We start from the raw sequence: 12557 nt of genomic DNA on the forward strand, positions 1-12557 counted from the left end.
TATGGCACTAGATTTTCATAGAATAGATACGAATGAATATCAATTTGGGATAAATGATACTGAATATGGCCATTTGGAATCTGTATTTATAGAGTTTACTCAGCAAACTGGAATTTTTATCGATCCTTATGGAGATACCCTATTAAAAGTAACACATCTAAAGATGATTATTCAGATGATAGATACTATCCTTACTGCTAAATCAAATACGGATAAAGAAAAAACCAAAGTTATTCATAAGTTTAGAACGCGAATAGCATATTTTTCAGATAAAGGAATAACACTAAAAGCTTTGGGAGATTAATTCATGGGATTCGAATATAAAATAATAGTGAAGTTGAATCAGAAACAAATTTCTGAAGTTCAACTATTATTAGAACAGAACAACATATTTGATAAAAAATATGAGTTTGATAATAAGCTGTTTTGGGATTTCAGAAAGACTGACAACACAGGAAAGATGCCGAATATTAGTATCACTTTTGAAAATGATGGAATTTACATTTGCAGACATGAAGGAGGTTTTATTTGGAAATACCTGGAAGATGTAAAGACATTTATAGAGTCTGAAAATGTGAGTTATAAAATACTAGATTATCAGGAGTAGTAAATAATCATTTTGATTAATGGAAAATAATGATAGGAATAATGACTTGTACAGAACAGTTGATGCGCTAGGGTTCAACCTCTATGAAAAATATAAATATCTCACAGAAAACGATATCGATATTATAAAACTAAAGGAACAAGTAGCAACAATTGTAGCTCGTAAAAATCTATCTTCTGTAATGAATGATACCAAATGGTTAGAACTGCAAGAGGGTATAGCCACATTACCTTTTCCACCTGCTTATAACGAAAAATTAATTCAGTGGGATAAGGCTCAATTTACATTTCATGATTTTCCTAGTCCTCCAAAATATCAAGGTGACTGGTCTAGTTTTTGGGAAGAAGGATTACCTATTTTTTTCACTATCGAATGGTTAGAAATAAGAGGAACTCATCAAATACCTCAAGGTCGTTTGGTATCGCCAAAAATTCTAGATGAAACAGAAGAAATACATCAATTGCTGCTTAAACTGAATATCCCTTTTGAGCAAGAAAAAGATGTTTTTACCATTTATGGATATAAATAATAATTTATGGACCATTTGATTACAGAGTTAAAAGGATATTTTCCGAAAGCTACGATTCATAAATTAGATGAATCAATGATAGAGGTGCAGATGCCCAAAGCCAAAGAATCAGTAGTTATTCAGCAGCAGGAAGAAGAAGGGCGTTATACAGTATCCTATCCAAGATTAGAAGTAGATGAAGTTCGCAAAATTAAAAAAGAGATTACCCATACAAACGTTAATATTTTAAAATCAGGAATATTCTGGATATTAAAAGGAATTCAAAAAAATGGAAAAGTGACGCCCGAGTTTTAATTAAGATACACTATGATAAAATTTACGGAATGTTTAAATGATACTTGGGATTATTTTTTTCTCACAGATCCCACCAATTTACTACGTTTTAAAAATGATCATCATTTGGGTGACGATCTTATCAACGAATTTACTACGAATGAAAGTGCTGAAGTAGCAGTTCAAAAAGGAGTTATGATTCCGATGGGTGGTATTATAAATCAACCGTATACTATTTTTTTTAACATCACAAATGAAACTTCTGTGTTTACAGAAGATACAAGTTCGTTAGTATTCGAAAAAACAGGATACATCCTTGAAGTTATTCATAATGAAATTTGTGTAGTAACAGTACCCTATTTAAAGAATTGGGCAGAAGATGGCGGTTTACATCGTTTAAAAGAAGCTACCGAATTAGGAGTTCGACAAAAAATACAAATAGCAAATGGCATTTATGCTATTACTATTCTAGGAGGCTTTACATTACAAGATGGTATGGAAGAAGCTACGTTCGAATTTCAGTGTAAAGCTGTTTCAGCAGACACATCTCACACCGTCAAAGACATTGGTTTTTCTTTTACAATTGAAAAATAGCAGATATGAGACATTACAAAACTACATACCAAGATAAAAGAGGAACAGAACAGATCGTCATAAAATCTGATGGTAGTGAGATGGTAACCACTATTAGAGGTATCAATTTTGACGGACCTGATTTTGATCAATTAACCGCTGATAAAATTGATCATGAAAAATTCGATTATCAGATGTTAGCAGATGGTTCTGGAGATGTTACAAATTGTTCATTCTTAATTACAATACCAATAAAACTCTACAACACTACCTCAAAAGAACTATTTGAAGAAAATCTAGATGCCTATATAGTAGTAGGTGATGATACTACCATCAATGGATTAGACCATGAATTAAATAGTTTGACATTACATACTTCTTTTGGAAAATTTACTGTAGAAAAGAAGTTGGAATGGATGGAAGATGCCTTAATAGCTTTACAAAACCAATTACCAGCACATATTTATATCAACACTTGTTTAAGTTGTAAATATTCGAATTATAGTCCTTATGGCAATGGGATGTTTGGTGGTATCTATTGCTTTAAAAAGATAAAAGAACAATTAAAATCATTACACGATAAAACAGATTTATTTTCCATCTGGACAAAAGAAGCTATGGACAAGGGTGATATTTTTTCTGTTCAGGAAACTTTTGATTGTGAAGAGCATCAGCTTTTAACGAATAATGATTGGGTATATAAAAGCTGGACTAAAACGATTTAACATGTCAGCATTAACATTAGTAAAAGAAAGTCTGTTTTATAGAGAAATTAATACTTTAATGAGAGAACAATTTCCTTTAATTAAAGGTGCTATTGTTCCAGTATACGAACAAATTTTAGAAGAAAATGAATTTCATCATCCTCTGCGTATTGAACATTATTTTGAACACGCAGCTTGGGAAGCAAATAGGCAATGGCGACTAGAATTAGATTTTGATGATTACCAATGGTCTAATAGAACTATTAAACCTCACTTTTTAACGGCTCTGATTAGTATTGAAATTGGCAAAGAAGTTATCCATTTTAAATATCAGTTGTGTAGTTCTTTTAACGAAGAGTTACAGCCTATGGAAACAGAAAAAATCGAACTTAACACCTTAAACAACGATAATATTGTAATTGAAAAAGTGGCCGAACTCAAACAGTTTTTAGAACATTTACCCAAAGCTTTTTTGAAAGAAATAGAACAAATAGACTTTAACGAATTAGAATATACGATGCACCCGAAAATACAAGAAAAATGGAAACAAGGATACTTGCCAGGATATGATGCTATCATCATGGGAGAAGGAGATATCATCATGGCAAATGCCTACAGTACTTATAACCCGAATAATGGTGAAACGAAACGCTATTGGTCACCAACATGTGATACCACTTTAGAAAGTCTTGAAAAATATAATGATGATATCTGGGTTGAATACGATATTTTTCATGGAGCGTTTGAATATCAAAATCAACAATTTGTTTTTGGAGATGGTGGCATGGGTAATGAAGGATTTATTGCATCTACTTCTCTATCGGGAATCTTAAATTGGGCTATCTTTTTTACATTTTCAAATCCCATTTGTAAGGCAGAAATAAAAAATGAACACTTAATTTGTTATGGAGATTCTGGCATCATCATCACCATTGATTTGAAGAATATTACCAAAATAAAAATTGAACTTTCTACAGATTAGATCTGAGTATAAGATCACTTCAATACATACAAAAAAAGTACAAGAGTCAGCGAAACATATTTGTCCATTTGATACGACAGAGGAGAGATTAGCTTTGTTGATCCCCTGAAGCTAACTCTTCCAAATAAAAAACCTAGAGTTAGTGTTCTTATTTTTTATTTATTTAAAAACTTCAAACTATATTTTTGGATTAACTTTGTCGATCTCATTATACTCACTGCTGCAAATACAAAACTAGCAAAGCTAACGCTTTAAAGTTTTTGTTATTTTCCAAAACCTCAAAACTAGCGTTTTGGTTTTTTCCAAATAACAAAAACCTGCAATTTCATTGCAGGTTTTGTGCCTGATGTGACCGTGGAGGGATTCAAACCCCCAACCCTCAGAGCCGAAATCTGATGCGCTATTCAGTTGCGCCACACGGCCTATTAAATATCCTTAAGATAATTTAGCTTTTACAATAGTAGAAATTGTTTTACCGTCTGCTTTACCAGTTAACTGTCCAGATGCCATTCCCATAACTTTACCCATATCTTTCATTCCTTCTGCACCTGTTTTAGCAATAATATCAACTATTACTTTTTCTATTTCTTCCTCACTTAATTGCTCCGGTAAAAATTGTTCAATTACCTTGGCTTGATCAAGTTCGGGCTGTGCTAAATCTTCTCTTCCTTGTTCGGTAAAAATTGCAGCACTATCTTTTCTTTGTTTTACAAGTTTTTGAAGCAATTTTAACTCCTGATCTTCGCTTAAATCTTCTTTTGCTCCACTCTCTGTTTGTGCTAACAAAATAGCAGATTTAATTGCTCGCAATGAAGTTAAAGCATTAGTATCTTTTGCTTTCATAGCTTCTTTCATGGCAGTCATAACCTTGGCCTGTAAACTCATAATTACTGGTTTTAATCTTTTGGATTGCGAAGATAAAAAATAAACCGATAATCTATTTTAGATTATCGGTTTATCTGAAAAACATTTTCTATTTCTTAGTCTACATTATCATGAAGAAAAGAATTGTTTTTTCTCAATTGAATATCATCATTACTATCCGTTCCTAATGAAGTTCTAGACAATTCTGAAGATTCTGGTCGAGAGTCTACATCTAAACCTGCACGCTTATATGCTGGTTCTTTTTCGATGTCATCTATATGTGAAGCGTTATTTCTAAACTTATAATTAAACTCTTTCATTTTCGCTCTACGCTCTGCCGCTCTAGCTTTTAGAGTTTCAGAAATTGGCTGATCTATAGGATCTACATTTTCCTCAGGCTCCGCTGCTGGAGAAGGCTCTACAGTTTTTTTCTCAAAAATAACTTCCTGATCTTCTTCAATTACTTCTGCTAATGGTTTAGCTTCAGTTAATCTCTTCTCCTCTTCCATATATTCTTCGAGGCTATATCTACGAACATCACCCGCCGTAGTTTCACTGGTAGGCACCACCTCTATTGGTTCATTTACCTCAACTTCTAAAATATCATCAGTAAGATCAAAAACTATCGGTTTTTCTTCCTCTTGCTTTGGAGTATCAAAAATAGTACTCTCCTGCTGTACTTTTGGTTCTTCATTTCCACCTACTGGCATATCAAATGCTAAAGTAAATTGATCTTCCTTTTCAGATTCAGCAGCAGCAATCTCATTCGCATCATTTACCTCGATTTGGTTAATGATTTCCTGAGCATTGATAATAACAAAATCATTATCTACAGAAAAAGGATTTACCTCTTCTGGCTCTACAACCTCTATGTTCTTTAAAAATTCTGTTGTAGGAAGCAACAAAGACTCACTTATATTTTCTTCTTCCTCCTCCTCTATCAACTCATGCTTAATAATAGCTGGTTCTTCTTTTACTTCCTCTTTTGGAGGTATCGGATTTATAACCGGAGTCGAACGTGATGTAGACTTAGGTGTTAAATCCTGAGTAGTCGCACGCTGTTCCTCTTCCAAAGTATGGATGATCTTTTTCGTTTCTGTATTTACGATTTCATCTTGCTGTTCTACGTCAAATCCAGTAGCAATTACAGTAACTGATATGGCATCTTCTAAAGATTCATCTTCACCAACTCCCATGATAATATTGGCACCATGACCAGCTTCTTGCTGAATATGGTCATTAATTTCTCCAATTTCATCGATTGTAATTTCTTCTTTACCAGAAACAATTAACAATAGTACATTCTTAGCACCAGTAATTTTATTATCGTTTAATAATGGAGAATCTAATGCTTTTACAATCGCATCATGAGCTCTTTTTGCACCAGATGCATGCGCAGACCCCATGATTGCAGTTCCACTATTACTTAATACCGTTTTAGCATCTCGTAAATCGATATTTTGAGTATAGTGATGCGTAATTACTTCTGCAATTCCTCGAGATGCAGTTGCTAATACTTCATCAGCTTTGGAAAAACCGGCTTTGAAACCTAAATTACCATATACTTCACGAAGTTTATTATTATTAATTACCACTAAAGAATCTACATGAGAACGTAATTTTTCAACACCTAACTGTGCTTGCTCATTTCTCATTTTACCTTCGAACTGAAATGGAATCGTTACAATTCCTACAGTAAGAATATCCAATTCTTTCGCCATTTTAGCAATGATAGGAGCTGCTCCTGTTCCGGTACCTCCACCCATTCCAGCAGTAATGAATACCATTTTGGTATTCGTATCCAACATTAACTTAATCTCTTCATAGCTTTCTACTGCTGATTGCTCTCCAATTTCTGGATTTGCACCAGCTCCTAATCCTTCAGTAAGAGATACTCCCAATTGTATCTTATTTGGTATAGGGCTATTTTCCAATGCTTGTGCATCCGTATTACAAATAACGAAATCAACTCCCTTGATTCCTTGTTGGAACATATGATTAATGGCATTACTACCACCTCCACCAACTCCAATAACTTTTATTACATTTGATTGATTCTTGGGTAAATCAAAAGAAATGTTTTCAAACTCCTCGTTGTTACTCATAACTGCTAATTTTCTTGTTCTCTTACTTTTATTTTTAATATTTTATAAGCTCAAAACCGAGCTTTATTTTTCTTTAATTTCCATGACATCTCAACGCTAACACCATACTAAAAATGTCTACTGGACATTCTCTTTACGCTAGAACCTACTCAGCGTTGTCCAGAAACTCCTTGAATTTCTCCGTCCACTTTTCAAGAATATTTTTTCTTGGCCTCGAATCTACTACTGGTTTTTCCTCTTCTATACCTTCTCCTTCAATAGTAGTGGTAGTAGTTTCTTGTTCGGTATTCAACGTATCTTCAACAACAGCTTCTCTAATCGCTGCTTTTTTCTGTTTTTTAATATGCACAAGACTATCCATTACCAATCCTACTGCTGTTGCATACATAGGACTTGTGGTTTCTGGATCACTATTTCCTGCCAAATGTTCGTTTGGATATCCTATTCTGGTATCCATTCCTGTGATATATTCTACAAGTTGCTTTAGGTGTTTTAACTGTGACCCTCCACCTGTTAATACAATCCCTGCAATTAACTTCTTCTTTGGAGACTCATGCCCATAATTCTTGATCTCTAAAAAAACTTGTTCAATGATTTCTACCACGCGTGCGTGAATAATCTTTGATAAATTCTTTAATGTAATCTCTTTAGGCTCTCTTCCTCTTAATCCAGGTATAGAAACAATCTCGTTATCCTTATTTTCTCCGGGCCAAGCAGACCCAAATTTGATTTTAAGTAATTCCGCTTGTTTTTCTATAATAGAACAACCTTCTTTAATATCTTCAGTAATCACATTTCCACCAAACGGAATCACTGCTGTATGACGAATGATACCATCTTTAAAAATGGCAAGATCTGTAGTTCCACCACCGATATCTATCAACGCAACACCAGCTTCCTTTTCTTCCTGACTCAATACTGCATTTGCTGAAGCCAAAGGTTCTAGAGTAACTTCAGAAAGTTCTAATCCAGAACTTTTTACGCATCTACCTATATTTCGGATCGAAGTAACCTGACCGACTACTACATGAAAGTTTGCTTCTAAACGTCCTCCATACATCCCTACAGGCTCTTTAATTTCAGCCTGACCATCCACTTTATATTCTTGTGGTAGTACATGTAATATTTCCTCACCAGGTAACATCACTAATTTGTGCACTTGATTACATAATGTGTCTATATCACCTTCATCAATTACGGCATCTGCATTAGGTCTTGTGATATAATCACTGTGCTGCAAGCTTCTAATATGCTGCCCTGCTATCCCTACAGTAACATCATTTATTTTTACACCAGAAACACTTTCCGCTTCTTGTACAGCTTGTTGTATAGATTGTATTGTTTGCGTTATATTATTTACTACACCACGATGTACACCCAAGCTTTTGGATTTTCCTACACCCAATACTTCCATCTTCCCGTACTCATTATACCTACCGACCATAGCAACAATCTTTGTTGTTCCTATATCTAATCCTACCGCTATTTCACTTTCTGCTCTTTCCATATTGGCATTATTTTATTGTACACACAACTTGATTCCTAAACTGCAAACTAACTTTCTTATATTTTCCTAGGCTTTTATCTTTTAATGCCTTTTGATAAAATGCCTTAAAATTTTTAACCTTACTATTTAACCTTTCTATTTTTCCAAAAACAACTTCAAAATCATATACTCGTAATCCCAATTGATAATTACCAATATTGTTTTGATAAACACTTACTACATGTTTTTTTAAAAACTCATCTTCCTGAATTTTTCTTAATAATGGAAAAACTTCTGAAACTTCTCGTTCTGAAACATTGCTTACAAGAGGTACGTGAGCCGAATAATTATCCGATAATGGCATCGTATTACCTGTAACATCGACATAAAAAGGAACGACTGCGTTAACCCTAGCGATAGGTGTACGCTGCTTGATTCGTGCCTTAAGTTGTCCGCTAACAGTGAGATACACATCTGAATCTTCAATCATTTTGTGTGCATCCAGCCCCTTCTCTACATTATTCAAAACTAAAATTTCTTTACCTACATTCGTCACTCCAACTTGATTTTGTATTAACAATTTATTAACCGTTAATTCATTTATGTAAGGATTCTGTTCTTCAATGAATTCTATCTCCACTCCTTCAATTTTTCTTTTTTCGTTTCTGGTACTTGTAAACGCAAAAAGAAAAGCTATCAATCCAATGAGTCCAATATATTTTACATATGTCAATACCTTCTTCATACCTTTAACAATGCTTCTTTTATACTTGTAACTTCTTCTCCAATATCTCCAGCTCCAATTGTCGTGATAACTTCAGCTTTGCTTTTTAAAACTTCTTCAATTAAACTTTCTTTTGATACTATTTTTTTATCTTCCAAATCAATCATCTCCAGCAACCACTTCGATGTTACTCCTTCTATCGGGAGCTCTCTAGCTGGATAAATATCCAATAATAATAGTTGATCAAACTGACTTAAACTCCTTGCGAAGTCTGCTCCAAAATCCTGTGTTCTACTATATAAGTGAGGCTGAAAAATTGCTAACACCTCTTTTCCCGGATGCATTTCTCTAATTGCCTGATGTAGTGCATCTATTTCTGTCGGGTGGTGTGCATAATCATCCACATACACTAACGAATCTGATTTGATCTGATAGCTAAATCTTCTTTGAACACCTCTAAAACTATATAAAGCCTTTGCTAAGGCAGTGGTTGGGGAGCCATAAAGCAATGCCATAGCAAAGGCTGTGATAGCATTTAACAAGTTATGTTTACCTGGCAGGTTTAAATGCAAATCCTTAATTAGTTGAGAAGGTGTTTTTAAATCAAAAATATATGTGCCGTTTTCTATTCTAATATTTTGAGCACAGTAATCAGAGTCATCATCGATTCCAAAAGTATTCCCTGAAAGTGGTAATCCATTACGAACCAAAATATGATCTTTCACTTTTGAAGCAAATTCATTAAAACACTCTTCTAAAGCATCTGCTTTTTTATAAATATCTAGATGATCTGCATCCATAGATGTTACTGATGCGATATCAGGATACAATTGCAAAAATGACCTATCAAATTCATCAGCTTCTACCACAATCACTTCATCTCCTTCTAACACTAGATTAGAATTATAGTTTTCACTAATTCCTCCTAAAAAAGCTGTCACTTTTGCTCCACTTTCTTTTAATAAATGTGCTAAAATTCCGGTAGTGGTTGTTTTGCCATGTGTTCCTGCAACTGCTAACGTATATCGATCCTTCGTGATGAATCCCAAAATCTCAGCTCTCTTCTTTATAGAAAAACTTTGAGTCTTAAAGAAATTTAATTCTGTATGTGCATTTGGTATCGCAGGAGTATATACCACCAGTGTTTCTTCTTTTTCCAAATACTGTTTCGGAATCACACTTACATCATCCGTAAAGTGAATTTGAATTCCTAATGCTTCCAGATCTTTAGTTATCTGAGTTGGCGTTTTATCATACCCAGCTACATTTTTACCTAAAAACTTAAAATATCTTGCAAGGGCACTCATACCGATACCTCCGATACCAATAAAATAGATGTTATGTATACTATTTAAATCTCTATTCATCCCTTTAATCTCAATTCCTTCTTATCAATAATTCAATCTCGTTTACAATATCTTTTGTAGCATCTGGTAATGCAAGCTTTTTTATAGCATGTGTCAACTTTATCTGCATAGCTTCTGACGACAATAACTGTGTAATCGTTTTCTCAAATTTCTCATCAAGCTCACTTTCCTGAAGCATTTTAGCACCATTCTGACTTACAATTGCATTGGCATTTTTTGTTTGATGATCCTCAGCTACATTTGGAGATGGTATAAACAATGTAGGTTTTGCTACGATACACAATTCAGACACTGAACTAGCTCCAGCTCTAGAAACAATTACATCAGCTGCAGCATAAGCCAAATCCATAGTATTCAAAAACTGATGAACCTGAACTCCTTTAGTGCTATCATATTTTTTATACTCCTCATAATACAGCTTACCACATTGCCATAACACTTGAATTTCATTTTTATCAAAAAAAGTCAACTCTTTTTCTATAAGCTGATTGATTCTTCTGGCCCCTAAACTTCCGCCAATCACCAAAATCGTTTTTTTTTCTGGATCAAGATTATATGTAGTGAGCCCTTCATTTCTTTTACTATCAATTTCCAACAAATCCTGACGAACAGGATTTCCAGTTTTGATGATCTTATCTTCCGGAAAAAACCGATCCATATCATCGTAAGCGACGCAAATTTTATCTGCTCCTTTTGCTAACCACTTATTCGTAATGCCTGGAAACGAATTTTGTTCCTGAAGTACCGTTGGAATATTTGCAGAATTTGCCATTTTTAATAAAGGCCCACTCGCAAAACCTCCCGTACCAATTACCACATCTGGCTGAAATTTTTTTATAATCTTTTTTGATTTCCAAAGACTACTAATCAACTTTAAGGGAAACATCAAATTGCTCAATGATAGTTTTCTCTGAATTCCACTAATCCATAAACCTTCTATAGGATATCCTGCTTCTGGAACTTTTTGCATTTCCATACGATCTTTAGCCCCAACAAATAAAATAGAAGCTTCTGGATACCTACTTTTCAATTCATTAGCTATGGAGATCGCAGGATAAATATGTCCTCCTGTACCTCCACCTGATAATATAATCTTAGGTTGCTTTATCATATCGCTTCACTCAATACCTCTAAAGGATTTTCTTCTGTGGTTAATTCTTCTTTTTTTGCATTTATAGGATCAGACTCGTCTTCATTTATATCAACACTTCTTTTACTACTTACACTTAATACCATTCCTAGTGCCATACAAGTCATCCATATAGAGGTACCTCCACTACTAACTAAAGGAAGTGTTTGCCCGGTCACCGGAAAAAGCTCTACAGCCACAGCCATATTGATTAATGCCTGAAATACAATAGGCAATCCTACACCAACTACCAATAGTTTTCCGAATATATCCGAACTCTTATGTGCTACAATAACCAACCTGAACAACAACATTAAATACAGGAACATTAAAAAAACTCCTCCTATCAGCCCCCACTCTTCTATAATAATCGCATAAATAAAATCTGAAGAAGATTGTGGCAAAAAGTTTCTTTGCACGCTTTTACCAGGCCCCTTTCCTATCACTCCTCCTCTTGCAATAGCAATTTTAGCGCGCTCTATCTGATAATCCTCAGGAGTATCTTTATCATTAAAGAAGTTTTCTGCTCTACTAACCCATGTATCAACCCTATTCGGAAATGCATCTGGAAATGCCTTTGCTGTTAGAATAAAAAAGGTAAGCACCAGTAATCCAGACCCCAATATTACCGAGATATATCTTATGGGATAGCCACCTAAAAACACTAACATAATTACCATAGAAAAGATAATTGCAGCTGTGGAGAAATTAGCTGGCAATATCAACATCAGCACTAAAAAGACAGGCAACCATAATGGAAGTAAGGATTCTTTAAAACTGATTTTTTTATCTTTTATTTTAGAAAGATATCTAGCTACATACGCCATTAAGACTACCGCAGCTAATGTAGACGTTTGGAAAGTAACTCCGACAAAAGGCAACCGAATCCATCGACTGGCATTTGCTCCTCCTATGGTATTATTTTGAGCCATTGTAAACAACAACAATACTATGACTACAGGTATCATAATAATAGAAAGCCCTTTAAAATAATGGAAAGGAATTTTATGCACCCAATACATAATACCAAAACCTAAAAGCAAGTGTGCAAAATGCTTTACTAGATACACAAAGGTATTTCCATCTCCGTACAAATACGCTAAATTACTACTAGCACTATATACAGGAAGGAACGAAAACAATGCCAACAGGGCTACGATAGCCCATATAACTTTATCTCCCTTTATATTTTTTAAAACTTTGGTCACTCTACT

At 34.3% G+C, this 12557-nt stretch carries 14 protein-coding genes and 1 tRNA gene; 7 read left to right on the forward strand and 8 right to left on the reverse strand.

Going from position 1 to position 12557, the window contains the following annotated elements:
- Position 1: 1 nt before the first annotated feature.
- Genes Q1A73_RS06140 through Q1A73_RS06170 form a run of 7 tightly spaced genes read left to right on the forward strand, consistent with a single transcriptional unit; the run spans position 2 to position 3668 of the window.
- Positions 2-304: a hypothetical protein gene (locus tag Q1A73_RS06140; RefSeq protein ID WP_299602980.1), complete on the forward strand. Its 303-nt coding sequence runs from the start codon at positions 2-4 to the stop codon at positions 302-304.
- A 33-nt stretch (positions 305-337) separates the two neighbouring features.
- Complete coding sequence (locus tag Q1A73_RS06145; protein ID WP_299602981.1) at positions 338-607, forward strand: hypothetical protein; 270 nt, start codon at positions 338-340, stop codon at positions 605-607.
- 19 nt (positions 608-626) lie between these two features.
- Positions 627-1136 (forward strand): DUF6678 family protein, encoded by a 510-nt coding sequence (locus tag Q1A73_RS06150; RefSeq protein ID WP_299602983.1) that lies wholly within the window; start codon positions 627-629, stop codon positions 1134-1136.
- Between the two features lie 6 nt (positions 1137-1142).
- The gene (locus Q1A73_RS06155; RefSeq protein WP_299602986.1) at positions 1143-1430 is read left to right on the forward strand and encodes a hypothetical protein; all 288 of its coding nucleotides are present in this window, start codon (positions 1143-1145) and stop codon (positions 1428-1430) included.
- Positions 1431-1442: 12 nt separating this feature from the next.
- Positions 1443-2003 carry a hypothetical protein gene (locus Q1A73_RS06160; RefSeq protein WP_299602987.1) on the forward strand — a complete coding sequence of 187 codons (561 nt, stop codon included), beginning with the start codon at positions 1443-1445 and terminating at the stop codon, positions 2001-2003.
- Positions 2004-2008: 5 nt separating this feature from the next.
- A complete protein-coding gene (locus Q1A73_RS06165) occupies positions 2009-2707 on the forward strand; it encodes a DUF6304 family protein (protein WP_299602989.1) in 699 nt (232 codons plus the stop codon).
- A gap of 1 nt (position 2708) precedes the next feature.
- Positions 2709-3668, forward strand: coding sequence for a hypothetical protein (locus tag Q1A73_RS06170; protein WP_299602992.1), 960 nt, complete (start codon positions 2709-2711; stop codon positions 3666-3668).
- Positions 3669-4017: 349 nt separating this feature from the next.
- Here Q1A73_RS06170 and Q1A73_RS06175 read toward each other — a convergent pair.
- From Q1A73_RS06175 to Q1A73_RS06210, 8 genes are all read right to left on the reverse strand, one after another.
- Positions 4018-4091, reverse strand: a tRNA-Arg gene (locus tag Q1A73_RS06175).
- A 12-nt stretch (positions 4092-4103) separates the two neighbouring features.
- Positions 4104-4553 (reverse strand): GatB/YqeY domain-containing protein, encoded by a 450-nt coding sequence (locus tag Q1A73_RS06180; RefSeq protein WP_299602995.1) that lies wholly within the window; start codon positions 4551-4553, stop codon positions 4104-4106.
- Positions 4554-4648: 95 nt separating this feature from the next.
- Complete coding sequence (gene ftsZ, locus Q1A73_RS06185; protein WP_299602998.1) at positions 4649-6637, reverse strand: cell division protein FtsZ; 1989 nt, start codon at positions 6635-6637, stop codon at positions 4649-4651.
- A 145-nt stretch (positions 6638-6782) separates the two neighbouring features.
- A complete protein-coding gene (gene ftsA, locus Q1A73_RS06190; protein ID WP_299603000.1) occupies positions 6783-8144 on the reverse strand; it encodes a cell division protein FtsA in 1362 nt (453 codons plus the stop codon).
- Positions 8145-8151: 7 nt separating this feature from the next.
- Positions 8152-8868: a hypothetical protein gene (locus Q1A73_RS06195; RefSeq protein WP_299603001.1), complete on the reverse strand. Its 717-nt coding sequence runs from the start codon at positions 8866-8868 to the stop codon at positions 8152-8154.
- On the reverse strand, positions 8865-10214 hold the full coding sequence (gene murC, locus Q1A73_RS06200) for a UDP-N-acetylmuramate--L-alanine ligase (protein WP_299603004.1): 1350 nt from the start codon (positions 10212-10214) through the stop codon (positions 8865-8867). The genes Q1A73_RS06195 and murC overlap by 4 nt, the downstream gene beginning before the upstream one ends.
- Before the next feature lie 10 nt (positions 10215-10224).
- Complete coding sequence (gene murG, locus Q1A73_RS06205; protein ID WP_299603007.1) at positions 10225-11325, reverse strand: undecaprenyldiphospho-muramoylpentapeptide beta-N-acetylglucosaminyltransferase; 1101 nt, start codon at positions 11323-11325, stop codon at positions 10225-10227.
- Positions 11322-12551: an FtsW/RodA/SpoVE family cell cycle protein gene (locus Q1A73_RS06210; protein ID WP_299603009.1), complete on the reverse strand. Its 1230-nt coding sequence runs from the start codon at positions 12549-12551 to the stop codon at positions 11322-11324. Before Q1A73_RS06210 ends, murG begins: the two co-directional genes overlap by 4 nt.
- Positions 12552-12557 lie beyond the last annotated feature (6 nt).

Origin of the sequence: uncultured Aquimarina sp., from assembly GCF_947492115.1 — a bacterium.
GTDB lineage: Bacteria > Bacteroidota > Bacteroidia > Flavobacteriales > Flavobacteriaceae > Aquimarina.